Below are 23,053 nucleotides of genomic sequence, written 5' to 3'. Positions count from 1 at the left end.
GGAAGACGTGTTCTCGATCTCGGGTCGCGGCACGGTGGTGACGGGTCGCGTTGAGCGCGGCGTGGTGAAGGTTGGCGAGGAAATCGAAATCGTCGGTATCAAGCCGACGGTGAAGACGACCTGCACGGGCGTGGAAATGTTCCGCAAGCTGCTCGACCAGGGTCAGGCAGGCGACAACGTGGGTATCCTGCTGCGCGGCACGAAGCGTGAAGACGTGGAGCGTGGCCAGGTTCTGGCGAAGCCGGGTTCGATCAACCCGCACACGCACTTCACGGCTGAAGTGTACGTGCTGAGCAAGGACGAAGGCGGCCGCCACACGCCGTTCTTCAACAACTATCGTCCGCAGTTCTACTTCCGTACGACGGACGTGACGGGCTCGATCGAGTTGCCGAAGGACAAGGAAATGGTCATGCCGGGCGACAACGTGTCGATCACGGTGAAGCTGATCAACCCGATCGCGATGGAAGAAGGTCTGCGCTTCGCAATCCGCGAAGGCGGCCGTACGGTCGGCGCAGGTGTGGTTGCCAAGATTCTCGAGTAAAATCGAGGGTTGAAGTTGCAGTAAGTGGTGCCCGGAGCCGGGCGCCAGCGCCATAGCAGGTGCCCGGCTCTACGTTCTTTTACTATCTGGCGGCGCAATACCGCCTCGCTCTTTCCAAGGAATTGTCATGCAGAACCAGAAAATCCGCATTCGCCTGAAGGCTTTCGACTATCGCCTGATCGATCAATCGGCAGCTGAAATCGTCGACACGGCAAAGCGGACTGGCGCAATCGTTCGTGGTCCGGTGCCCCTGCCGACCCGCATTCAACGTTTCGACATCCTGCGTTCGCCGCACGTCAACAAGACGTCGCGCGATCAGCTCGAAATCCGTACGCACCAACGTCTGATGGACATCGTCGATCCGACGGACAAGACCGTCGACGCACTGATGAAGCTGGACCTGCCGGCCGGCGTGGACGTGGAAATCAAGCTCCAATAAGGCTTGTAGCGGTTGCCTGGCGTGCCGGGCAACGCTAAGTCATTGATTGCTTGCGGAAAACGAAAAGCCTCGCTATAATAGTGGGCTTTTCGCGCATTTGCGCAAAAAAGTCGGTGTGCTGCAGCGTGATTTCACGCCCGAAACGGCACCGGCATTTTGTAAATTAGCCCCGACCAATCGCAGTCGGGAATGGAGAAAACGATGAGCCTTGGACTCGTAGGTCGCAAGGTTGGCATGACCCGTATCTTCACGGCAGAAGGGGATTCGATTCCCGTTACCGTGCTGGACGTGTCCGACAACCGCGTGACGCAGATCAAGACTGTTGAAACCGACGGCTACACCGCCGTGCAGGTTGCATTCGGTACGCGCCGTGCATCGCGTGTGACGAAGCCGTTGGCCGGTCATCTCGCCAAAGCCGGTGTTCAAGCCGGTGAAATCCTCAAAGAATTCCAGATCGATGCTGCCAAGGCTGCCGAGTTGTCGAACGGCACCGTGGTCGGTCCCGACCTGTTCGAAGTAGGCCAAAAGGTCGACGTGCAAGGCGTGTCGATCGGTAAGGGCTACGCCGGTACCATCAAGCGTTACAACTTCGCATCCGGCCGTGCATCGCACGGTAACTCGCGCTCGCACAACGTGCCGGGTTCGATCGGTATGGCGCAGGATCCGGGTCGTGTTTTCCCGGGTAAGCGCATGACCGGTCACATGGGTGACGATACGGTAACCGTGCAAAACCTCGAAATCGCTCGTATCGACGCTGACCGCAAGCTGTTGCTGGTCAAGGGCGCCGTTCCGGGTGCGAAGGGTGGCAAGGTATTCGTTACGCCGGCCGTGAAGACGCGTGCCGTGAAAGGAGCGAAATAATGGAACTTAAGCTCCTGAATGCCAATGGTCAGGAAGGTGCAGGCGTTAGCGCGTCGGACGTAGTGTTCGGCCGCGATTACAACGAAGCCCTGATTCACCAGGTTGTGGTGGCGTATCAAGCGAATGCCCGTAGCGGTAACCGCGCGCAGAAGGACCGTGAGCAAGTCAAGCACACGACCAAGAAGCCGTGGCGCCAAAAGGGTACGGGTCGCGCCCGTGCCGGTATGTCGTCGAGCCCGTTGTGGCGCGGCGGTGGCCGGATCTTCCCGAATTCGCCGGAAGAAAACTTTTCGCACAAGGTTAACAAGAAGATGCATCGCGCAGGCCTCTGCTCGATCTTCTCGCAGCTGGCTCGCGAAGGCCGCATCTCGGTGGTTGACGAGCTGACGCTCGAAGCGCCGAAGACGAAGCTGCTGGCCGAAAAATTCAAGGCGATGGGTCTCGACTCCGTGCTGGTGATTACCGACACGGTTGACGAAAACCTGTACCTCGCGTCGCGCAACCTCGCCCATGTGGCAGTTGTCGAGCCGCGTTACGCCGACCCGCTGTCGCTGATCTACTTCAAGAAGATCCTGATCACGAAGGCTGCGGTCGCCCAGATCGAGGAGTTGCTGTCATGAGCGAGATTCGCAAGAACGATCATCGTTTGATGCAGGTCCTGCTCGCGCCGGTGATCTCCGAAAAGGCGACGCTGGTGGCCGACAAGAACGAGCAAGTTGTGTTCGAAGTCGCGCCCGATGCCACGAAGCAGGAAGTGAAAGCTGCAGTCGAGCTGCTGTTCAAGGTGGAAGTCAATTCCGTCAACGTGCTGGTCTCGAAGGGCAAAGCCAAGCGCTTTGGCCGCTTCATGGGCAAGCGCAAGGACGTGAAGAAGGCGTACGTCTGCCTGAAGCCCGGCCAGGAAATCAACTTTGAAGCGGAGGCCAAGTAATCATGGCAATCGTTAAAGTTAAGCCGACTTCGCCGGGTCGCCGTGCGATGGTCAAGGTGGTCAATAAGGATCTGCATAAGGGCAAGCCGTTCGCACCGCTGCTCGACTCGCAATCCACGACCGCCGGCCGTAATAACAACGGTCACATCACCACGCGTCATAAGGGTGGTGGTCACAAGCATCACTACCGTGTCGTCGATTTCCGTCGCAACAAGGACGGCATTCCGGCAAAGGTCGAACGTCTTGAGTACGATCCGAACCGTAGCGCGAACATCGCGCTGGTTCTGTACGCAGACGGCGAGCGCAAGTACATCATCGCTCCGAAGGGTGTGACGGTTGGTCAGCAACTGATGTCGGGTTCGGAAGCTCCGATCCGCGCAGGTAACACGCTGCCGATCCGCAACATTCCGGTCGGTACGACGATCCACTGCATCGAAATGCTGCCGGGCAAGGGCGCGCAAATGGCGCGTTCGGCTGGTACGTCGGCGATGTTGCTGGCTCGTGAAGGCATCTACGCACAGGTCCGCCTGCGCTCTGGTGAAATCCGCCGCGTTCACGTTGAATGCCGCGCGACGATTGGTGAAGTTGGCAACGAAGAGCACAGCCTCCGTCAAATCGGTAAGGCTGGCGCGAACCGCTGGCGCGGTATCCGCCCGACGGTGCGTGGCGTTGCAATGAACCCGGTCGATCACCCGCACGGTGGTGGTGAAGGCAAGACGGCTGCAGGTCGCGATCCGGTGAGCCCGTGGGGCACGCCTGCTAAGGGTTATCGCACCCGCAGCAACAAGCGCACGACGAGCATGATCGTCCAGCGCCGTCACAAGCGTTAAGGAGTAGGCAATGGCACGTTCTGTAAAAAAAGGTCCGTTCTGCGACGCCCATTTGCTGAAGAAAGTTGAGTCGGCAGCCGCTGCACGTGACAAGAAGCCGATCAAAACCTGGTCGCGTCGTTCGACGATTCTGCCGGATTTCATCGGTTTGACGATTGCTGTGCACAACGGACGTCAACACGTTCCGGTGTACATCTCGGAAAACATGGTCGGCCACAAGCTTGGCGAGTTTGCATTGACCCGGACGTTCAAGGGTCACGCAGCCGACAAGAAGGCTAAGAAATAAGGGGCTCATGATGGAAGTGAAAGCAATTCATCGCGGTGCCCGCATCTCGGCGCAGAAAACGCGCCTTGTGGCTGACCAGATCCGCGGTTTGCCGGTCGACAAGGCGCTGAACGTTCTGACGTTTTCGCCGAAGAAGGCTGCGGGAATCGTGAAAAAGGTCGTGCTGTCGGCGATCGCGAATGCGGAGCATAACGAAGGCGCCGATATCGACGAGCTCAAAGTAACGAGCATCATGGTCGACAAGGCTGCATCGCTCAAGCGTTTTACTGCGCGCGCTAAAGGCCGCGGTAACCGCATCGAGAAGCAATCCTGTCACATCACTGTGACGGTCGGGAATTAAGGGGTCATACGATGGGACAGAAAATTCATCCGACTGGCTTCCGTTTGGCCGTCAGCCGCAATTGGGCGTCGCGTTGGTACGCGAACAACAACAATTTCGCGGCGATGTTGCAGGAAGACATCGGTGTTCGTGAATACCTGAAGAAGAAGCTGAAAAACGCTTCGGTTGGTCGCGTCGTTATCGAGCGCCCGGCGAAAAACGCGCGCATCACGATTTATAGCTCGCGTCCGGGTGTCGTCATCGGTAAGAAGGGCGAGGATATCGAGCTGCTGAAGTCGGAACTGCAACGCCGCATGGGCGTTCCGGTCCACGTCAACATCGAAGAAATCCGCAAGCCGGAAACCGATGCGCAACTGATCGCTGACTCGATCACGCAACAACTCGAGCGCCGGATTATGTTCCGCCGCGCGATGAAGCGTGCGATGCAAAACGCAATGCGTCTGGGTGCTCAAGGCATCAAGATCATGAGCGCTGGCCGCCTGAACGGTATCGAAATCGCTCGTACGGAATGGTATCGCGAAGGTCGCGTGCCCCTCCATACGCTGCGTGCTGATATCGACTACGCAACTTCGGAAGCGAAGACGACGTACGGCATCATCGGCGTGAAGGTGTGGGTCTACAAGGGCGACACGCTCGGCCGCAACGACGCACCGGTGGTTGAAGAAGTCGCCGAAGAAAAGCGTCCGCGCCGTAACGCACGTCCGGGTGGCGATCGCCGTCCGCGTCGCGATGGTGAAGGTGGTGGCCCGGCAGGTGCACGCCGTGGCGCTCCCCGTCGTGCTGGCGGTGCCGGCGACGGCGGGAAGACTGGAGAATAACGATGCTGCAACCGAAACGCAGAAAGTATCGCAAAGAGCAGAAGGGTCGTAACACCGGTATCGCTACCCGCGGCAACGCGGTGTCGTTCGGTGAATTCGGCCTGAAGGCTATCGGTCGTGGTCGTCTGACCGCGCGCCAGATTGAAGCGGCACGTCGTGCAATGACGCGTCACATCAAGCGTGGTGGCCGCATCTGGATCCGCATCTTCCCGGACAAGCCGATCTCGCACAAGCCGGCTGAAGTACGTATGGGTAACGGTAAAGGTAACCCTGAGTACTACGTCGCAGAGATTCAACCGGGCAAGATGCTGTACGAAATGGACGGCGTAACCGAAGAGCTGGCACGCGAAGCGTTCCGTCTGGCTGCAGCTAAGCTGCCGCTCAAGACGACGTTTATCGTGCGTCAGCTCGGCGCCTAAGGAGCAAATGATGAAGGCTTCCGAACTTCACCAGAAAGATCAGGCCGCGCTCAACAAGGAGCTGTCGGACCTGTTGAAGGCGCAATTCGGCCTGCGCATGCAACTCGCGACCCAGCAGCTCACGAACACGAGCCAGCTGAAGAAGGTTCGTCGCGACATCGCACGTGTGCGGACCGTCCTGACTGAGAAGGCGAACCAGAAATGAACGATAGCGTAAAAACCTCGCTCAAGCGGACGCTGGTCGGCAAGGTCGTCAGCAACAAGATGGACAAGACGGTCACCGTGCTGGTTGAGCACCGCGTGAAGCACCCGATCTACGGCAAGTACGTTGTGCGTTCGAAGAAGTACCACGCGCACGACGATGCGAACACGTACAACGAGGGTGACCTCGTTGAAATCCAGGAAACGCGTCCGATTTCGAAGACGAAAGCTTGGGTTGTGGCTCGCCTGGTCGAGGCTGCTCGCGTCATCTGACGCCGCAAAGTTGTAGAAGTAGTTGAAATCGCAGTAAGTTTCGCTTGCAAGACCGAGATTATTTGTTATAATCTCGGTCTTCCCTCTTTTATGGGAGCCCCGTCGCGGGCGAAGTTGGTGGGGGAAGCGGTACAGGCGCCAGTCTGTTCCGAAGGATTCACCGGATTGCGATGGCGGGTTTCGTTTGCCGTCGCTGCTGTTCATACCCAAGCAGCCGATTGGCTGACGGGACCAAGACTGACCGGGTACGCCATGGTGGTGTGACCGGATTAAGTTGGGATAGATAAACCATGATCCAGACCGAAACTCGGCTTGAAGTGGCCGACAACACCGGTGCGCGTGAAGTCATGTGCATCAAGGTTCTCGGCGGCTCGAAGCGTCGTTATGCCAGCATTGGCGACATCATCAAGGTGACCGTCAAAGAAGCAACGCCGCGCGGGCGCGTGAAGAAAGGCGAAATTTACAACGCCGTGGTGGTTCGCACCGCCAAGGGCGTGCGCCGTCAGGACGGCTCGCTGATCAAGTTCGATGGCAATGCTGCAGTGCTGTTGAATGCCAAGCTCGAACCTATTGGCACCCGTATTTTCGGGCCTGTTACGCGCGAGTTGCGCAGCGAACGATTCATGAAGATCGTTTCGTTGGCACCTGAAGTGCTGTAAGGAGTCGCGATGAACAAGATTCGCAAAGGTGACGAAGTTATCGTCATCACCGGCAAAGATAAAGGCAAGCGCGGCGTCGTGCTGTCCGTTGGCGAAGACAAGGTAATTGTCGAGGGCATCAACCTCGTCAAGAAGCACGTCAAGCCGAACCCGATGAAGGGTACGACGGGTGGCGTGGAAGCCAAGACGATGCCGCTGCAAATTTCGAACGTCGCATTGGTCGACGCGAATGGCAAGGCGTCGCGTGTAGGCATCAAGGTCGAGGGAGACAAGAAAGTCCGTTTCCTTAAGACGACCGGTGCCGTGCTGAGCGCCTGACGCTGCGGAGTAAAAAAATGGCTCGTTTGCAAGAGTTTTACAAAGAGAAGGTTGTACCCGGCCTCATCGAGAAGTTCGGTTACAAGTCCGTGATGGAAGTGCCGCGCATCACCAAGATCACCCTGAACATGGGCCTTGGCGAAGCGGTTGCTGACAAGAAGATCATCGAAAACGCCGTTGGCGACCTGACGAAGATCGCAGGCCAGAAGCCGGTGATCACGAAGGCACGCAAGGCAATCGCTGGCTTCAAGATCCGTCAGGGCTATCCGATCGGTGCAATGGTCACGTTGCGTGGTCAGGCAATGTACGAATTTCTGGACCGTTTCGTGACGGTTGCGCTCCCCCGTGTGCGCGACTTCCGTGGCGTGTCGGGTCGTGCGTTCGATGGTCGCGGCAACTACAACATCGGTGTGAAAGAGCAGATCATTTTCCCCGAAATCGACTACGACAAGATCGACGCACTGCGTGGGCTGAACATCAGCATCACGACAACTGCGAAGACCGACGACGAAGCAAAGGCTCTGCTCGCCAGCTTCAAGTTCCCGTTCAGAAACTGAGGTTACCGTGGCTAAACTGGCACTGATCGAACGTGAAAAGAAGCGTGCTCGCCTGGCCGCTAAGTACGCTCCCAAGCGTGCTGAGCTGAAAGCGATTATCGGCGATATGAGCAAGTCGGACGAAGAGCATTACGCAGCACGTCTGGAACTGCAACAACTGCCGCGCAACTCTAACCCGACCCGTAAGCGCAATCGTTGTGCAATTACCGGTCGCCCGCGTGGCACGTTCCGTAAATTCGGGCTGGCGCGTAACAAGATTCGCGAAATCGCGTTCCGCGGCGAGATCCCTGGCCTGACCAAGGCGAGCTGGTAATAGGAGAAACGTAAATGAGCATGAGTGATCCTATCGCCGATATGCTGACTCGCATCCGCAATGCGCAGATGGTTGAGAAAGTTTCGGTGACAATGCCCTCGTCGAAAGTCAAGGTTGCGATTGCGCAGGTCCTTAAGGACGAAGGCTATATCGATGATTTCGCAGTGAAGTCCGAAGGTGCGAAGTCTGAATTGAACATCGTGTTGAAGTACTACGCTGGCCGTCCGGTGATCGAGCGCATTGAACGCGTTTCGAAGCCTGGTCTGCGTGTGTACCGCGGCCGTAACGACATCCCCGTGGTCATGAATGGCCTCGGCGTGGCAATCGTGTCGACGCCGAAGGGCGTGATGACGGACCGCAAGGCGCGTGCAACGGGCGTTGGCGGCGAAGTCATCTGCTACGTCGCTTAAGGCCGAAAGGAGAGAAACATGTCTCGAGTAGGTAAAAGCCCGATCGCGCTGCAAGGCGCAGAAGTGGCCCTGAGCGACGAACGCATTACCGTCAAGGGCCCGCTGGGTACGATTTCGCAGGCTGCAAACAGCCTCGTGAAGGTGGTGAACGACAACGGCACGCTGAAGTTCGAGCCGGTGGACGAAAGCCGCGAAGCGAATGCGATGTCGGGCACGATGCGCGCACTGGTTGCGAACATGGTGAACGGCGTGACGAAGGGTTTCGAGCGCAAGCTGACGCTGGTTGGCGTCGGTTACCGCGCACAGGCGCAAGGCGACAAGCTGAACCTGTCGCTGGGTTTCTCGCACCCCGTGGTGCACCAGATGCCGGAAGGCGTCAAGGCTGAAACCCCGACGCAAACCGAAATCGTGATCAAGGGGATCAACAAGCAACAAGTTGGCCAGGTCGCTGCAGAAGTGCGCGGCTATCGCCCACCGGAGCCCTACAAGGGCAAGGGTGTGCGTTACGCCAACGAGGTTGTGATCCTCAAAGAAACGAAGAAGAAGTAAGGGTGCGCAATCATGGATAAGACTCAATCTCGCCTGCGCCGCGCTCGTCAGACGCGTATCAAGATCGCTGAGCTGCAGGTCGCGCGTCTCGCCGTGCATCGCACGAACACGCACATCTATGCGCAAGTGTTCTCGCCGTGCGGCACCAAGGTGCTCGCCAGCGCGTCGACGCTCGAAGCCGAAGTGCGTGCGCAACTGGCTGATCAGACTGGCAAGGGCGGCAACGTCGCCGCTGCGACCCTGATCGGTAAGCGCATTGCAGAAAAGGCTAAGGCTGCCGGCATCGAATCCGTCGCCTTCGACCGTTCGGGTTTCCGTTACCACGGCCGCGTGAAAGCGCTGGCTGATGCGGCGCGCGAAGCCGGACTCAAGTTCTAAGGGAAGAATTCGTCATGGCAAAGATGCAAGCGAAAGTTCAGGCTGACGAACGCGACGACGGCCTGCGCGAAAAGATGATTTCGGTCAACCGCGTGACCAAGGTTGTGAAGGGCGGCCGGATTCTCGGTTTTGCCGCACTGACCGTGGTCGGCGACGGTGATGGCCGCGTCGGTATGGGCAAGGGCAAGGCGAAGGAAGTGCCGGTCGCTGTTCAGAAGGCGATGGAACAGGCTCGCCGCAACATGTTCAAGGTGCCGCTTAAGAACGGTACCCTGCAACACGAAGTGCACGGTAAGCACGGCGCATCGATGGTTCTCCTCGCTCCGGCGAAGGACGGTACCGGTGTGATCGCTGGCGGCCCGATGCGCGCAGTGTTCGACGTGATGGGCGTGCAGAACGTTGTGGCCAAGAGCCACGGTTCGACGAACCCGTACAACCTCGTTCGTGCAACGCTCGACGGTCTGCGTAAGCAGTCGACGCCGGGTGATATCGCGGCGAAGCGCGGCAAGTCCGTCGAAGATATTCTGGGCTAAGGTGGACACCATGTCTGATAAAACTGTCAAGGTCCAGCTCGTCAAGAGCCTGATCGGCACCCGTGAAACGCACCGTGCAACGGTGCGTGGCTTGGGCCTGCGCCGACTCAACTCGGTTAGCGAGTTGCAGGACACGCCGGCTGTGCGCGGCATGATCAACAAGGTTTCGTACCTCGTTAAGGTCATCAGCTAAGCGGCTGACCAGGACTCAAGGAGTTGATAATGGAATTGAATAACCTGAAGCCGGCTGAAGGTTCGAAGCACGCTAAGCGTCGCGTCGGCCGTGGCATCGGCTCCGGTCTGGGCAAGACGGCTGGCCGCGGTCACAAGGGTCAGAAGTCGCGTTCGGGCGGCTTTCACAAGGTTGGCTTCGAAGGCGGTCAAATGCCGTTGCAACGTCGCCTGCCGAAGCGTGGCTTCACCTCGCTGACGAAGGAATTCGTCGGTGAAGTGCGTCTCTCTGATCTGGAAAAGCTGCCGGTCGACGAAATCGATCTGTTGGCTCTGAAGCAAGCCGGCCTGCTCGGCGAGCTGATCAAGAGCGCCAAGATCATCGCGACGGGCGAGCTTAAGCGCAAGATCGTTGTGAAGGGTCTGGGTGCGACGAAGGGTGCGCGCGCTGCTATTGAAGCAGCCGGCGGCTCTTTTGCCGAGTAACGCGCAAGTTATTTGCCGTCACTAGCATTTGCATCGGAGAAGGTACTTGGCTAACAGTCCGAGTCTCGCAAAACCCGGTCGCAGCGCGGCGAAGTTCGGCGATCTGCGTCGGCGTGCAGTATTCCTGCTGCTGGCGTTGATCGTCTACCGAATCGGCGCGCACATTCCGGTGCCGGGTATTGACCCGGACCAGCTGGCAAAGTTGTTCCAAAGCCAGTCGGGCGGCATCCTTGGCATGTTCAACATGTTTTCGGGTGGTGCACTTTCGCGGTTCACGATTTTTGCGCTGGGGATCATGCCGTACATTTCGGCGTCGATCATCATGCAGTTGCTGGCGATTGTCTCGCCGCAGCTGGAAGCGCTGAAAAAGGAAGGGCAGGCGGGTCAACGGAAGATTACGCAGTACACGCGTATCTTTACGGTCCTGCTGGCGACATTCCAGGCGTTCGGCATTGCCGTCGCACTGGAAAATCAGCCGGGCCTGGTGATCGATCCGGGGATGGTATTTCGGCTGACGACGGTCGTGACGCTGGTGACCGGCACGATGTTCCTGATGTGGCTGGGTGAGCAGATCACGGAACGCGGGCTTGGTAACGGTATCTCGATCATCATTTTCGGCGGTATTGCGGCGGGTTTCCCGAACGCAATCGGTGGTCTTTTCGAACTGGTGCGAACCGGCTCGATGAGCATCATCTCGGCGATTATCGTGGTCGCGCTGATTGCCGGTGTGACGTATCTGGTGGTGTTCATCGAACGCGGCCAGCGCAAGATTCTTGTGAATTACGCCAAGCGGCAAGTCGGTAACAAGATTTACGGCGGACAGTCTTCACATCTGCCGCTGAAGTTGAATATGTCGGGCGTGATTCCGCCGATCTTTGCATCGTCGATCATTCTCTTCCCGGCAACCATCCTGAACTGGTTTAGTTCGGGGTCGCGTACCAGCTGGTTCGCAGACACGTTGCACAACGTGGCCGAAGCCCTTAAGCCCGGTCAACCCGTGTACGTGTTGCTGTACGCGTTGGCGATCGTCTTCTTCTGCTTCTTCTACACCGCACTGGTGTTCAACAGCAGAGAAACGGCCGACAACCTGAAAAAGAGTGGCGCTTTCGTCCCAGGCATCCGCCCGGGCGATCAAACGGCGCGATACATCGACCGCATTCTCACGCGTCTGACGCTGGCTGGTGCGATCTACATCGTGTTTGTTTGTCTGCTGCCTGAATTTTTGGTACTGCGCTGGAACGTGCCGTTTTATTTTGGTGGAACGTCGCTGCTGATCATTGTCGTCGTCACAATGGATTTCATGGCGCAGGTGCAGTCGTACGTTATGTCGCAACAGTATGAATCGCTGCTGAAGAAAGCTAATTTCAAAGGCGGCGGCGTCCCGATGCGTTGAAAGGACTTATGGCCAAAGACGATGTTATCCAGATGCAGGGTGAAGTCATCGAAAACCTGCCTAACGCTACCTTTAGGGTGAAGCTGGAAAACGGCCATGTCGTATTGGGACACATATCCGGCAAGATGCGGATGCACTACATCCGAATCTTGCCGGGCGACAAGGTAACGGTTGAATTGACGCCTTACGATCTGTCGCGTGCGCGGATCGTGTTCCGGGCGAAGTGATTTGAAAAAAGGGTAATATCATGAAAGTGATGGCATCGGTTAAGCGCATTTGCCGCAATTGCAAGATCATCAAGCGCAAAGGCGTTGTGCGCGTGATTTGCAGCTCTGATCCGCGCCACAAACAGCGTCAAGGCTGAACGCCGCGCTTTTTGCTGCGCTTTTTGTTTGAGGAAAAACAATGGCTCGTATCGCAGGGGTTAACATCCCGAATCACCAGCATACCGAAATCGGCCTGACGGCAATTTACGGTATCGGCCGCACGCGCTCGCGCGACATCTGCGTCGCTGCTGGTGTGGCATTTTCGAAGAAGGTCAAGGACCTGAACGACGCAGACCTCGAAAAGCTGCGTGAAGAAGTCGGCAAGTTCATCGTTGAAGGCGATCTGCGCCGTGAAACGACGATGAACATCAAGCGCCTGATGGATCTCGGCTGCTACCGTGGCGTGCGTCATCGCAAGGGCCTGCCCCTGCGTGGCCAACGCACGCGTACGAATGCCCGTACGCGCAAGGGTCCGCGTCGTGCAGCGCAATCGCTGAAGAAGTAAGCGGAACTGACAGTTACAGGAAAACGTAATGGCTAAGGCTTCGAACAACTCCGCGGCGCAACGCGTTCGCAAGAAGGTCAAGAAGAACGTCGCCGAGGGCGTGGTTCACGTTCACGCGTCGTTCAACAACACCATCATCACGATCACCGATCGTCAAGGCAATGCACTTGCCTGGGCAACGTCGGGTGGTCAGGGCTTCAAGGGTTCGCGCAAATCGACCCCGTTTGCAGCCCAGGTGGCAGCTGAATCGGCTGGCCGCGTGGCGATGGAATACGGCGTGAAGAACCTCGAAGTGCGTATCAAGGGCCCCGGTCCTGGCCGCGAATCGGCGGTGCGCGCGTTGCATGGTCTTGGCATCAAGATCACCGCGATCTCCGACGTGACGCCGGTCCCGCACAACGGCTGCCGTCCGCCGAAGCGTCGTCGTATCTAAGACGCTGTTTTCGCTAGCGCCTGTTGCCGCCGGTGTTCAAGCCGGCGACCACAGGCTGCTTGCGCTATTGAATTGACTAAGCCCACCGTTCGACCCAAAGGGTTCGGACTAGCGCGAGTGCATGCATTCGTGTGATCAATCATAGAAGGAATCAACGTGGCACGTTATATCGGCCCTAAGGCCAAGCTGTCCCGCCGTGAAGGCACTGACCTCTTCCTGAAGAGCGCCCGTCGTTCGCTCGCTGACAAGTGCAAGCTTGACAGCAAGCCTGGCCAACATGGCCGCACGTCGGGTGCACGTACGTCCGACTACGGCACGCAGCTGCGCGAAAAGCAAAAAGTGAAGCGCATCTACGGTGTCCTCGAGCGTCAATTCCGCCGTTACTTCGCTGAAGCCGACCGCCTGAAGGGCAACACGGGTGAAAACCTGCTGCAATTGCTCGAATCGCGTCTCGACAACGTCGTGTATCGCATGGGCTTCGGCTCGACGCGCGCTGAAGCACGTCAGCTCGTGAGCCACAAGGCGATCACGGTGAACGGCGTGGTGTCGAACATCCCGTCGATGCAAGTGAAGGCAGGTGACGTCGTCGCAGTGCGCGAACAAAAGAAGAAGCAGGCGCGTATTCTCGAAGCGCTGTCGCTGGCCGAGCAAGGCGGTCTGCCGAGCTGGGTCGCTGTCGATTCGAAGAAGTTCGAAGGCACGTTCAAGAGCAAGCCGGAACGCAGCGACATCGCTGGCGATATCAACGAAAGCCTGATCGTCGAATTGTATTCGCGGTAATCGGATTAACGGCCGGGGCACCCCGATTGCGTTGCGCAAGGGGGCGTCTCGGCTGTTTATTTTCAGGTTGTTACCGGTCAGCCTTATCGGTGTAACGAGCCGAGGGTATTGAAAAGGAAAACCTATGCAAACCAGTTTGTTGAAGCCCAAGATCATCGCTGTTGAATCGCTTGGTGAGAGCCACGCGAAAGTGGTCATGGAACCGTTTGAACGCGGTTACGGCCACACCTTGGGTAACGCGCTTCGGCGCGTGCTGCTGTCGTCGATGATCGGCTACGCGCCGACCGAAGTGACGATCGCAGGCGTCGTACATGAGTATTCGACGCTCGACGGTGTGCAAGAGGATGTGGTCAACCTGTTGTTGAACCTGAAGGGCGTGGTCTTCAAGCTGCATAACCGTGACGAAGTGACGGTTACGCTGCGCAAGGAAGGCGAAGGCGTTGTCACCGCTGGCGACATCGAACTCGCGCACGATTGCGAAGTGATCAACCCGGATCACGTGATTGCGCATTTGTCGAAGGGCGGTAAGCTCGACGTGCAGATCAAGGTCGAAAAGGGCCGTGGTTATGTGCCGGGCAATGTGCGTCGTTATGGCGAAGAGTCGGCCAAGATCATCGGCCGTATCGTGCTGGACGCGTCGTTCTCGCCGGTTCGCCGCGTGAGCTACGCCGTTGAAAGCGCGCGCGTCGAACAGCGTACCGACCTCGACAAGCTCGTGATGAACATCGAGACCAACGGTGTGATCTCGCCGGAAGAAGCGATCCGTCAATCGGCGCGTATTCTGGTTGATCAGCTGTCGGTGTTCGCTGCACTGGAAGGCACCGAAGCAACGGCGGAAGCGCCGTCGCGTGCGCCGCAGATCGATCCGATCCTGCTGCGTCCGGTTGATGATCTCGAACTGACGGTTCGTTCCGCGAACTGCCTGAAGGCTGAGAACATTTACTACATCGGCGACCTGATCCAGCGCACGGAAAACGAGTTGCTCAAGACCCCGAATCTGGGTCGCAAGTCGTTGAACGAAATCAAGGAAGTACTGGCGTCGCGTGGTTTGACGCTCGGCATGAAACTCGAAAACTGGCCGCCGGCAGGTTTGGACAAGTAAGTCGAGTAGTAGTCTCGGGATAAGACCCCGCCGCTGCACTGGCAAAGACGCGGATTTTCCTTTAAAATCCGCGTCTTGTCTTTTTTCACTACCGGCCCGTGCACTCGTCACCGTTGGGAAACCGAGGGTAGACCGAGCGCGATAGAAGAGCTGGACCAAAACTTTGAATCAAAGGAATTAACATGCGTCACCGTCATGGTTTGCGGAAACTGAACCGCACGAGCAGCCACCGTCTGGCAATGCTCCGTAACATGTCCAACTCGTTGATCGAGCACGAAGTCATCAAGACGACGCTGCCGAAGGCGAAAGAACTCCGTAAAGTCGTCGAGCCGCTGATCACGCTCGGCAAGAAGCCGTCGCTGGCAAATCGTCGTCTGGCGTTCAACCGCCTGCGCGATCGTGACTCGGTCACGAAGCTGTTCGAAGTCCTCGGCCCGCGTTACGCTACCCGTCCGGGCGGCTACCTGCGCGTCCTGAAGTTCGGTTTCCGCGTCGGCGACAACGCACCGATGGCACTGGTCGAATTGCTGGACCGTCCGGAAGTCGAAGAAGTTGAAGTGCAAGAAGCTGAGTAAGCTTCTTAGCATCGAAGAAAAAGCCAGGCACCAAGCCTGGCTTTTTTTGTTTATGGCGGCGAATTTCACTGCGGCATGTCGATCGCGGCGGCCAAATGCCGCATGCTTGCTGCGTGGGCGTCTGCGGCTTCGCAAGGCTAGGTGATACGATATTGGCACTTGAATTGAGCGTGTCTGGAGCCTTCGTGAGCGTGAGCTTGAATGTGACCTTGATTCTGACCACGGTCCCGGATGCCGCCGTGGCTCAGAAGCTCGCCACAGATGCGTTGGCCGCGCGGCTATGCGCCTGCGTCACGCAGTTGGGCACGGTGCAGTCCAGCTATCACTGGCAGGGCGCGGTCGAAACAGCGCAGGAGATCCAGTTGCTGTTCAAGACCAGCGCGGCACGTGCACTCGAACTTGAACAATACATTCAGGCGCACCATCCCTACGACACGCCGGAAATCCTCTCGTGGCAAGCTACGGCATCGGCCGCGTACGGCCAATGGATCTCTGCGGAAACCCAACGTCCTCTCCATGTTTAACGGTCTCAATCGACGTGCGCGCCACGCGTTGCGCGCAGTCTTCTTCCTGTTCGGCTGCCTGATCTTCGCGCAGTTCGGCACGCTTGCCCGCGCTGCGGACGACTTCCTCGATCCCGCCGTCGCCTTCAAATTCAGCGCGACCGAGAAGCCGGGCGAAGTCGACGTGACGTACAAGATCGCGGACGGTTACTACATGTACCGTGAGCGCTTCGCGTTCGCGACCCGCAACGGCACGACGACGATTGGCGAGCCCCAATTGCCAGCCGGTCATGTCAAGTTCGATCAGACTTTCAACAAGAACGTTGAGACGTATCGCAATGAGCTGACGATCCGCATCCCGGTGAAACAGGCCCAGGGGCCGTTCGACCTGGCCGTCACGTCTCAGGGCTGTGCCGATGCAGGCATCTGCTATCCGCCAATGGAGCGCGTGTACCACGTGAGCGGCGAGGCTTTGCAGCCGGCCGGTAGCGCCGCGGCGACTACCGCCGCCACACAGCAATCCGCAGCCGCCGGCGCGTCGTGGTATGAGCGCGCCACCAGCGCCGACTATGCGCAATCGCTGCTGCAAGGCGGTGGCTTCTTCGCGATCATCGGGCTCTATTTCGTGGCCGGCGCCGTGCTCAGCCTGTTGCCGTGCTCCTATCCGATGATCCCGATCCTGTCGGCAATCATCATTGGCGAAGGCGCGCGGGTGACGCGTGCCCGAGGCTTTGCCTTGTCGCTGGCCTACGTGATCGGCATGGCGCTCGTGTACACGGCGCTTGGTATTGCGGCCGCACTCGTTGGGCAGAGCCTTGGCGCGTGGCTGCAGAACCCGTGGGTGCTCGGTACATTCGGTGTATTGCTGACCGTTTTCGCCTTGACGCTGATCGCTGGCTTCGACATCGCGTTGCCGCAGCGCTGGCAGGATGGCGTGTCGCGCGCGTCGACTGGACGTTCCGGCGGCAAGTTTGCCGCTGTCGCTGTTATGGGGGCGTTGTCCGCGCTGGTGGTCGGGGCCTGCATGACCGCGCCGCTTTTTGCTGTGCTGGCATTCATCGCGCATACGGGCGACGCGTTGCTCGGTGGCGCGGCGCTATTCTCGATGGGGCTAGGGCTCGGCGTGCCGCTCCTGATCATCGGTCTTGGCGCCGGTACTTTGCTGCCGCGCGCCGGCGCATGGATGGACGGCGTCAAGGTGTTTTTCGGCGTGGTGCTGCTTGCAGCGGCCCTGTGGATCGTCTGGCCGGTGCTTGGTGCGGCCGCGACCATGCTGTTGAGCGCGTTGTGGCTGCTGATTGCCGCAGCCGGGCTTGGTCTTTTCTCGGCCCCAGCGGTGGCCGCTTCGGTGTGGCGCCGGCTTGGCCGTGGTATCGGAGCGGCGCTGGCAATCTGGGCGGCGGTGCTGCTGGTCGGCCTGGCGGCGGGTTCGTCCGATCCTCTGCGTCCGCTAGCCGTCCTGGCCGAACGTGGCGGCGGTGACGCCAACGTTAGCTTGGCAAACGCCTCCAACAAGCCCAATACAGCGTCACAGAGCGATCTGACGTTCGCTTCGGTTCGTTCCTCGACCGAGCTCGACGAGGCCGTCAAAACGGCTGCGCAGCCCGCTATGCTCGATTTTTACGCAGACTGGTGCGTGAGCTGCAAAGAGATGGAGAAGTTCACGTTCAGCGATCCGCGCGTTCAGGCGAAGTTGAAGCAGATGAACCTGCTACGCGCCGACGTGACCGCGAATAACGCCGACGATCAAATGCTGCTCAAGCGCTTCAGCCTGTTCGGCCCGCCGGGCATCATCTTTTTTGACCAGGGTGGCAAGGAAGTGCTGCGCGTCGTCGGCTACGAGTCCGCGGACAAGTTTTTGCGCACCCTCGATCGTGCGAACGCGCCCGGGGCGTAACGCAAAGCAGCCATGCTGCCTGAGCGCGCAAAGAAACCCGCACCCCCGACGCGCCTGCAAAAAGGCGCACGCCAGAACACGCATAAAAAACGGAGGCACGACTTAAAGTCGGCCTCCGTTTTTTTTGGGCGCCTTCAGAAGACTAGCGCCGTCGGCAAAGCGACACGTTAAATCACTTCTGCGAGCGCAAAATCCGTGCGGCATCCAGCGCGAAGTAGGTCAGCACGCCATCCGCGCCTGCCCGCTTGAACGCCAGCAGCGACTCCATCATCGCCTTGTCGTGATCGAGCCAGCCATTTTGCGCGGCCGCCTTCAGCATCGCGTATTCGCCGCTGACCTGATACACGTAGGTCGGGAACTTGAACTCGTCCTTCACGCGACGCACAATGTCCAGATACGGCATGCCCGGCTTGACCATCACCATATCCGCGCCTTCTTCGATGTCCGCCTGCACTTCGCGCAGCGCCTCATCCGAGTTGGCCGGGTCCATCTGGTAGGTCATCTTGTTGCCCTTGCCGAGGTTCGTCGCGGAACCGACGGCATCGCGGAACGGGCCATAAAACGCCGACGCGAACTTGGCCGCATAAGCCATGATGCGCGTGTGGATATGTCCCTCGCTCTCAAGCATTTCGCGGATCGCGCCAATGCGGCCGTCCATCATGTCCGAGGGCGCAACGATATCGACGCCCGCTTCAGCTTGCACACGCGCCTGTTTCACGAGGATCTCGACGGTCTCGTCGTTGATCACGTAGCCCGCTTCGTCCAGCACGCCGTCCTGGCCGTGGCTCGTGTACGGATCGAGCGCGACGTCGGTCAACACGCCGAGGTCGGGAAAGTTCTTTTTCAGTTCGCGAACCGCGCGCGGAATCAGGCCGGCCGGGTTGGTCGCCTCGCGGCCATCAGGCGTTTTCAAGGAGGGGTCGATTGCCGGAAAGAGCGCCAGTACCGGCACGCCCAGCTCGACACATTGCTCGGCCACGCCCATCAGCAGATCCACCGACACACGCTCGACGCCAGGCATCGACGGTACGGCTTGCCGCACGTTGGTGCCTTCGACGATAAACACGGGATAGATCAGATCGTTGGTGGTGAGGATGTTTTCTCGCATCAGGCGGCGCGAGAAGTCGTCACGGCGCATACGGCGCGGACGGTAGTGCGGAAAGAAGCTCATAACCGAATCGAGGAAACGTGGATGTGTGGAGTGGGCGAGTAACGCGTGCCTCCGCTCCCGGAAACTTTTCGAGACAATGGTATATCATACCGATCGAGCAAGGCGCCCTGCGCTGACCTCCCCGCTTCTCCTCCCTGAGCGGGTGCCTGTCGTTTTTTCGATTAGGCTGTTTGACCCGCCGTTAAAGCGGCGGGTTTTTTTATGGGCGGCCGGAATGGCGTTTTTTGCCCGGGTTCGCACCCGCGGCGCGATTACTGCGGCGCGTCTGCTTCGCCCTTCGCTTCGGGGATCAGCCAGCCTTCGATCAGTTCGTGCGCTTCGTCGATGCCGACGCGTTTGAGCGCCGAGAACAGCTGCGCGGTCAGTTCGCCCTGGTAGCCAGCGGCGCGATATTCGGCCAAACCTTTCTGCGTTGCGCGCAAGGCGTTGACGCTTTCCTGACGCGTCAATTTGTCGCACTTCGTCAGCAGCGTGTGGATCGGCTTGCCGGTCGGCGCGAACCACTCGATCATCCGCCGGTCCAGGTCCGTCAACGGGCGGCGCGAGTCCATCATCAGGATCATGCCGCGCAGTTGCGAGCGCGATTGCAGGTAGGTGGAGAGCAGCGCTTCCCAGTGGGCCTTGGCTGCGCCCGGCACTTCCGCATAGCCGTAGCCCGGCAGGTCGACCAGATGCGCAGTCGGCTCATCCTCCTTGCCCACCGAGAAATAGTTGATGTGCTGGGTGCGGCCAGGCGTCTTACTGGCGAAGGCCAGACGCTTCTGATTGCACAGAATATTGATGGCCGTGGACTTGCCCGCATTCGAGCGTCCCGCAAAGCAGATCTCGGGTTGCGCCGTGGCCGGCAGATCACGCAGGTGATTGACGGTCGTGAAAAAGCGGGATTGGTGGAGCAGGAAGGACATGATCAGGCCGGTATTCGAGACGCCGGGGAACCCGGAGTGGGGACGGGTCAAGCCCGACTGGCGTCTTAGCGATTAGCGAGTTATTGTACAATACGATGGTTTACTGAAAACCTGAGGGGGCCAGCCCGCGTGCCTTGGCGGCTCTTTGCGGTCACTCAGTCGCTGTCGTATCTTGCAAAACCTCTAAAATCCCACAAGACGAGACAGGGTGTGCGAATGAATCGACTGTGCAAGACTCTGATGGTGCTTCAAGTAGCGGCAGGTCTTTCAGGTTTGGCAATTCAGGCACGAGCAGCAGATCCGGCAAAGCCGGACGTCAATCGGGGGCAGGCAATCGCAGTCCAGGTTTGCGCGACATGTCACGGTGCAGACGGCAACAGTGCTGGCGGTGCGTATCCAAAGCTGGCAGGTCAGCATCCCGAGTATCTCGTCAAGCAGCTGATGGATTTCAAAACGCAGCCGGGCGCCAAGCAGCCCGCGCGCAACAATGCGATCATGGCGGGCATGGCCGCGGCGCTGTCCGATCAGGACGTGGTCAACGTGGCTGCTTATTTTTCGACGCAGACCCCGAAGCCAGGCTACGCGCATAACAAGGACACTGTCCCGCTCGGCCAGAAGATTTACCGCGGCGGCATTGCGGACAAGGGAGTACCGGCGTGCGCAAGCTGCCACGGGCCGACCGGTCAGGGGATTCCGTCGCAGTATCCGCGTCTGTCGGGCCAGTGGGCCGAATACACGGTGGCGCAGTTGACCGCGTTCACGCAGGGTCCGGGCGCACGTAACAACAATGAGGCGATGCACGCTATTGCATCGCGTCTGTCGGACAGCGAGATCAAGGCTGTAGCCGATTACATCGCGGGCTTGCACTAAGAAGTCCGCACGCAAGCAACCGGCCCGGCGAGGCCGGTACAAAACAAGAAAAGGGTGAGGGCGTCGTGTCTACGACAGCCCTTCACCCTTTTTTGCTGTTCAGTCGGAGTATGAATGAGCGTCACCACGTCGGGTTTGCAGTCGAAGTCGGGCAATCGCATCACGCGCAGCATCATCGAGGTATTGAGTTCGATGCGTTTCGCGATCGCGCTGCTCGTGATTCTGTCGATCGCCAGCATCATCGGCACCGTCCTCACGCAGGACGATCCGTATCCCAACTACGTCAATCAGTTCGGCCCGTTCTGGGCGGACATCTTCCGCTCGCTGAGCCTGTACACGGTGTACAGCTCGTGGTGGTTCATGCTGATTCTCGGCTTCCTGATGGTGTCGGTGTCGCTGTGTGTGATCCGCAATGCACCGAAAATGGTTGCGGACGCCAAGAGCTGGAAAGACAAGGTCCGCGAAGGCAGCTTGCGCGCGTTCCATCACAAGGGCGAGTTCGCGGTGCACGGCAAGCGCGCGCAGACCGCGGCTGTACTCGCCAAACTCTCGGCCAAGCTCGGCTACAAGTTCGTCACGCGTGAGTCGGACGGCGCAACGCTGATCGCCGCCAAGCGCGGCGCGCTGACCAAGTTTGGCTACATCTCCGCGCACGTTGCGATTGTGGTGATCTGTCTGGGCGGCCTGCTCGACAGCAATCTGCCGATCAAGCTGCAAATGTGGCTGTTCGACAAGTCGCCGATCCGCGCCAACACGGTGATCAACGACATTCCGCCGGAACATCGTCTGTCGCAATCGAACCCGACTTTCCGCGGCTATGCGTGGGTGCCGGAAGGGCAGCATGTGTCGACGGCGATCCTTAACCAGCCGGACGGCTCGCTGATCCAGGACCTGCCGTTCTCGATCGAGCTGAACAAATTCATCGTCGATTACTACTCGACGGGCATGCCGAAGTTGTTCGCGAGCGATATCGTCGTGGTCGACCATAAGACGGGCGCACGCGTGCCGGCACGCGTCGAAGTGAACAAGCCGTTCACCTACGACGGCGTGTCGATCTACCAGTCGAGCTTCCAGGATGGCGGCTCGCAGATGCAGATGACCGCGTACCCGATGTCCGGCGCGAGCGCGAAGACCGCGCCGTTCGGCGGCACGATCGGCGGCAATGCGCCGTTGGGCACGGCCACGCCGCTGGCTGACGGCCAGACCGTCGAATTCACCGATTTCCGCGCGATCAACGTCGAAAACGTCTCCAATGGCAGCGGCCAGAACGATGCGCGTGGCGTCGCCGCGCATCGGTCACTGAAAGAAGCGTTCGACGAGCGTCTCGGCTCTGGCGCCAAGAGCTCGAAGCCGCTCGATCTGCATAACGTCGGTCCGTCGGTGCAGTACAAGGTGCGCGACAAGGACGGCCAGGCGCGCGAGTACAACAACTACATGCTGCCGGTGGACGTCGCGGGCGAAAAGATGTTCCTCGCCGGCATGCGTCTGAATCCGGACGATCCCTTCCGCTACCTGCGGATTCCCGCCGACACCGGTGGGACCGTGAAGGAATGGATGAACCTGCGCGCCACGCTTGAAGATCCGGCCATGCGCGCGGCGGCCGCTCACCGTTTCGCGCTGCGCTCGGTGCCGGGTTCAAATACCGAACTGCAACAGCACCTCGAAGAAAGCGCATTGCGTGTCCTGACCCTGTTTGCCGGTGCGGACAACAGTATCAAGATGCCGAACGGCCAGACGGTTGGCGGCTTCCAGGCAGTCGCCGGGTTCATCGACCATTCCGTGCCGAAGGGTGAGCAGGAAAAAGCCGCCGGCCTGCTGCTGCGCATGCTGGAAGGCGCGACGTGGGACCTGTGGCAACTGTCGCGTGAGCAGCTGGGCGAGCCGGATGCGCAGCCCAATGCGGACGCCAGCCGCTTCGTCCAGAGCTCGATCAATGCAATATCCGACAGCTTTTTGTATGGTTCGCCGGTCTATTTACAGCTCGACTCATTCAAGCAGGTGCAAGCTTCGGTATTTCAGTTGACGCGCGCGCCGGGCAAAAAAGTCGTGTATCTTGGCAGCCTGCTCCTCGTGTTGGGCATCTTTTCGATGTTCTACGTCCGCGAACGGCGCCTCTGGTTCTGGCTCAAAGATACCGATCACGGCACGAATGTCGTGATGGCGATGTCGAGCGCGCGCAAAACGCTCGATTTCGAAAAGGAGTTCGTTCAAACGCGCGACGCTGTCGGCGCCGCGTTGGGCGCCAAACTCACTGAAGCATCCGACGCCGCCGGCGCTTCCGACAAACCCGGCCCAGCCGGCGCGCCGTCCGCACGCTCACAAGATTCGACCCGGTAAGAT

36 protein-coding genes are annotated in these 23,053 nt (G+C 59.1%); 34 read left to right on the top strand and 2 right to left on the bottom strand.

The features are described 5' to 3' along the window. The 32 genes from KHO30_RS34940 to dsbD form a co-directional block, all read left to right on the top strand. On the top strand, nt 1–541 hold a 541-nt coding region (locus KHO30_RS34940; RefSeq protein WP_244864198.1), incomplete at its 5' end, for an EF-Tu C-terminal domain-related protein. A gap of 127 nt (nt 542–668) precedes the next feature. Next, nucleotides 669–980, top strand: coding sequence for a 30S ribosomal protein S10 (rpsJ, locus tag KHO30_RS34935; protein ID WP_006998489.1), 312 nt, complete (start codon nt 669–671; stop codon nt 978–980). 201 nt (nt 981–1,181) lie between these two features. Further along, complete coding sequence (gene rplC, locus KHO30_RS34930) at nt 1,182–1,841, top strand: 50S ribosomal protein L3 (protein ID WP_007180137.1); 660 nt, start codon at nt 1,182–1,184, stop codon at nt 1,839–1,841. Continuing rightward, nucleotides 1,841–2,461, top strand: a complete 621-nt coding sequence (gene rplD / locus KHO30_RS34925; protein ID WP_007180136.1) for a 50S ribosomal protein L4 — start codon at nt 1,841–1,843, stop codon at nt 2,459–2,461. The genes rplC and rplD overlap by 1 nt, the downstream gene beginning before the upstream one ends. After that, nucleotides 2,458–2,772 (top strand): 50S ribosomal protein L23, encoded by a 315-nt coding sequence (gene rplW / locus KHO30_RS34920; protein WP_007180135.1) that lies wholly within the window; start codon nt 2,458–2,460, stop codon nt 2,770–2,772. The genes rplD and rplW overlap by 4 nt, the downstream gene beginning before the upstream one ends. A 2-nt stretch (nt 2,773–2,774) precedes the next feature. After that, nucleotides 2,775–3,602: a 50S ribosomal protein L2 gene (gene rplB, locus KHO30_RS34915; RefSeq protein ID WP_063497538.1), complete on the top strand. Its 828-nt coding sequence runs from the start codon at nt 2,775–2,777 to the stop codon at nt 3,600–3,602. Between the two features lie 10 nt (nt 3,603–3,612). Continuing rightward, nucleotides 3,613–3,888 carry a 30S ribosomal protein S19 gene (gene rpsS, locus KHO30_RS34910; protein ID WP_054036552.1) on the top strand — a complete coding sequence of 92 codons (276 nt, stop codon included), beginning with the start codon at nt 3,613–3,615 and terminating at the stop codon, nt 3,886–3,888. A 7-nt stretch (nt 3,889–3,895) separates the two neighbouring features. After that, a complete protein-coding gene (gene rplV, locus KHO30_RS34905) occupies nt 3,896–4,228 on the top strand; it encodes a 50S ribosomal protein L22 (RefSeq protein WP_197070230.1) in 333 nt (110 codons plus the stop codon). 11 nt (nt 4,229–4,239) lie between these two features. Continuing rightward, nucleotides 4,240–5,046 carry a 30S ribosomal protein S3 gene (rpsC, locus tag KHO30_RS34900; RefSeq protein ID WP_011490053.1) on the top strand — a complete coding sequence of 269 codons (807 nt, stop codon included), beginning with the start codon at nt 4,240–4,242 and terminating at the stop codon, nt 5,044–5,046. A 2-nt stretch (nt 5,047–5,048) separates the two neighbouring features. After that, a complete protein-coding gene (gene rplP, locus KHO30_RS34895) occupies nt 5,049–5,465 on the top strand; it encodes a 50S ribosomal protein L16 (protein ID WP_007180131.1) in 417 nt (138 codons plus the stop codon). Nucleotides 5,466–5,475: 10 nt separating this feature from the next. Then, nucleotides 5,476–5,670 (top strand): 50S ribosomal protein L29, encoded by a 195-nt coding sequence (gene rpmC / locus KHO30_RS34890; RefSeq protein WP_007180130.1) that lies wholly within the window; start codon nt 5,476–5,478, stop codon nt 5,668–5,670. Then, complete coding sequence (gene rpsQ / locus KHO30_RS34885) at nt 5,667–5,939, top strand: 30S ribosomal protein S17 (RefSeq protein WP_007180129.1); 273 nt, start codon at nt 5,667–5,669, stop codon at nt 5,937–5,939. Before rpmC ends, rpsQ begins: the two co-directional genes overlap by 4 nt. Nucleotides 5,940–6,229: 290 nt before the next feature. Next, complete coding sequence (gene rplN / locus KHO30_RS34880; RefSeq protein ID WP_006052212.1) at nt 6,230–6,598, top strand: 50S ribosomal protein L14; 369 nt, start codon at nt 6,230–6,232, stop codon at nt 6,596–6,598. Between the two features lie 9 nt (nt 6,599–6,607). Beyond that, entirely contained in the window at nt 6,608–6,916 is a 309-nt protein-coding gene (rplX, locus tag KHO30_RS34875) for a 50S ribosomal protein L24 (protein WP_028199569.1), read from the top strand. Between the two features lie 17 nt (nt 6,917–6,933). Next, nucleotides 6,934–7,473 (top strand): 50S ribosomal protein L5, encoded by a 540-nt coding sequence (rplE, locus tag KHO30_RS34870; protein WP_006052214.1) that lies wholly within the window; start codon nt 6,934–6,936, stop codon nt 7,471–7,473. Nucleotides 7,474–7,480: 7 nt separating this feature from the next. Next, nucleotides 7,481–7,786 carry a 30S ribosomal protein S14 gene (rpsN, locus tag KHO30_RS34865; protein WP_006052215.1) on the top strand — a complete coding sequence of 102 codons (306 nt, stop codon included), beginning with the start codon at nt 7,481–7,483 and terminating at the stop codon, nt 7,784–7,786. 14 nt (nt 7,787–7,800) lie between these two features. After that, a complete protein-coding gene (gene rpsH / locus KHO30_RS34860) occupies nt 7,801–8,196 on the top strand; it encodes a 30S ribosomal protein S8 (protein WP_006052216.1) in 396 nt (131 codons plus the stop codon). Between the two features lie 18 nt (nt 8,197–8,214). After that, nucleotides 8,215–8,745, top strand: coding sequence for a 50S ribosomal protein L6 (rplF, locus tag KHO30_RS34855; protein WP_028199570.1), 531 nt, complete (start codon nt 8,215–8,217; stop codon nt 8,743–8,745). A gap of 12 nt (nt 8,746–8,757) precedes the next feature. Further along, complete coding sequence (gene rplR / locus KHO30_RS34850; RefSeq protein ID WP_006052218.1) at nt 8,758–9,123, top strand: 50S ribosomal protein L18; 366 nt, start codon at nt 8,758–8,760, stop codon at nt 9,121–9,123. A 14-nt stretch (nt 9,124–9,137) separates the two neighbouring features. Next, nucleotides 9,138–9,656 (top strand): 30S ribosomal protein S5, encoded by a 519-nt coding sequence (gene rpsE / locus KHO30_RS34845; protein ID WP_006052219.1) that lies wholly within the window; start codon nt 9,138–9,140, stop codon nt 9,654–9,656. A 10-nt stretch (nt 9,657–9,666) separates the two neighbouring features. Further along, complete coding sequence (rpmD, locus tag KHO30_RS34840) at nt 9,667–9,849, top strand: 50S ribosomal protein L30 (RefSeq protein WP_007180126.1); 183 nt, start codon at nt 9,667–9,669, stop codon at nt 9,847–9,849. 29 nt (nt 9,850–9,878) lie between these two features. Beyond that, nucleotides 9,879–10,313, top strand: a complete 435-nt coding sequence (rplO, locus tag KHO30_RS34835) for a 50S ribosomal protein L15 (RefSeq protein ID WP_054036556.1) — start codon at nt 9,879–9,881, stop codon at nt 10,311–10,313. A gap of 46 nt (nt 10,314–10,359) precedes the next feature. Then, nucleotides 10,360–11,706, top strand: coding sequence for a preprotein translocase subunit SecY (secY, locus tag KHO30_RS34830; RefSeq protein WP_063497536.1), 1,347 nt, complete (start codon nt 10,360–10,362; stop codon nt 11,704–11,706). Nucleotides 11,707–11,714: 8 nt separating this feature from the next. Further along, the gene (gene infA / locus KHO30_RS34825) at nt 11,715–11,933 is read left to right on the top strand and encodes a translation initiation factor IF-1 (protein WP_004521905.1); all 219 of its coding nucleotides are present in this window, start codon (nt 11,715–11,717) and stop codon (nt 11,931–11,933) included. A 20-nt stretch (nt 11,934–11,953) separates the two neighbouring features. Continuing rightward, nucleotides 11,954–12,070 (top strand): 50S ribosomal protein L36, encoded by a 117-nt coding sequence (gene rpmJ, locus KHO30_RS34820; RefSeq protein ID WP_004199844.1) that lies wholly within the window; start codon nt 11,954–11,956, stop codon nt 12,068–12,070. 41 nt (nt 12,071–12,111) lie between these two features. Continuing rightward, a complete protein-coding gene (rpsM, locus tag KHO30_RS34815; protein WP_006052223.1) occupies nt 12,112–12,477 on the top strand; it encodes a 30S ribosomal protein S13 in 366 nt (121 codons plus the stop codon). A 28-nt stretch (nt 12,478–12,505) separates the two neighbouring features. After that, nucleotides 12,506–12,910, top strand: coding sequence for a 30S ribosomal protein S11 (rpsK, locus tag KHO30_RS34810; RefSeq protein WP_006052224.1), 405 nt, complete (start codon nt 12,506–12,508; stop codon nt 12,908–12,910). 156 nt (nt 12,911–13,066) lie between these two features. Further along, nucleotides 13,067–13,690 (top strand): 30S ribosomal protein S4, encoded by a 624-nt coding sequence (rpsD, locus tag KHO30_RS34805; protein ID WP_027800372.1) that lies wholly within the window; start codon nt 13,067–13,069, stop codon nt 13,688–13,690. Nucleotides 13,691–13,814: 124 nt separating this feature from the next. After that, the gene (locus KHO30_RS34800) at nt 13,815–14,792 is read left to right on the top strand and encodes a DNA-directed RNA polymerase subunit alpha (RefSeq protein ID WP_006052226.1); all 978 of its coding nucleotides are present in this window, start codon (nt 13,815–13,817) and stop codon (nt 14,790–14,792) included. Between the two features lie 182 nt (nt 14,793–14,974). Further along, nucleotides 14,975–15,367, top strand: a complete 393-nt coding sequence (rplQ, locus tag KHO30_RS34795; protein WP_006052227.1) for a 50S ribosomal protein L17 — start codon at nt 14,975–14,977, stop codon at nt 15,365–15,367. Nucleotides 15,368–15,558: 191 nt separating this feature from the next. Then, nucleotides 15,559–15,891, top strand: a complete 333-nt coding sequence (cutA, locus tag KHO30_RS34790) for a divalent-cation tolerance protein CutA (RefSeq protein WP_093643563.1) — start codon at nt 15,559–15,561, stop codon at nt 15,889–15,891. Beyond that, a complete protein-coding gene (gene dsbD / locus KHO30_RS34785; protein WP_211703582.1) occupies nt 15,884–17,767 on the top strand; it encodes a protein-disulfide reductase DsbD in 1,884 nt (627 codons plus the stop codon). The genes cutA and dsbD overlap by 8 nt, the downstream gene beginning before the upstream one ends. Nucleotides 17,768–17,939: 172 nt before the next feature. Here dsbD and hemB read toward each other — a convergent pair whose 3' ends face one another. Both hemB and yihA read right to left on the bottom strand, forming a co-directional pair. After that, nucleotides 17,940–18,938, bottom strand: a complete 999-nt coding sequence (gene hemB / locus KHO30_RS34780) for a porphobilinogen synthase (RefSeq protein WP_211703581.1) — start codon at nt 18,936–18,938, stop codon at nt 17,940–17,942. Nucleotides 18,939–19,189: 251 nt separating this feature from the next. Continuing rightward, complete coding sequence (gene yihA / locus KHO30_RS34775) at nt 19,190–19,843, bottom strand: ribosome biogenesis GTP-binding protein YihA/YsxC (RefSeq protein WP_093643378.1); 654 nt, start codon at nt 19,841–19,843, stop codon at nt 19,190–19,192. Nucleotides 19,844–20,059: 216 nt separating this feature from the next. Between yihA and KHO30_RS34770 the strand changes: the two genes are divergently transcribed. Next, entirely contained in the window at nt 20,060–20,713 is a 654-nt protein-coding gene (locus KHO30_RS34770) for a c-type cytochrome (protein WP_054036563.1), read from the top strand. Between the two features lie 114 nt (nt 20,714–20,827). Beyond that, nucleotides 20,828–23,050: a cytochrome c biogenesis protein ResB gene (locus KHO30_RS34765; protein ID WP_211703580.1), complete on the top strand. Its 2,223-nt coding sequence runs from the start codon at nt 20,828–20,830 to the stop codon at nt 23,048–23,050. Nucleotides 23,051–23,053 lie beyond the last annotated feature (3 nt).

The sequence above is a fragment of the Paraburkholderia aspalathi genome (assembly GCF_905220735.1).
Classification (GTDB): domain Bacteria; phylum Pseudomonadota; class Gammaproteobacteria; order Burkholderiales; family Burkholderiaceae; genus Paraburkholderia; species Paraburkholderia aspalathi.
The sequence above is the reverse complement of the archived record's forward strand: the minus strand, read 5'-3'. Positions and strand labels throughout refer to the sequence as shown.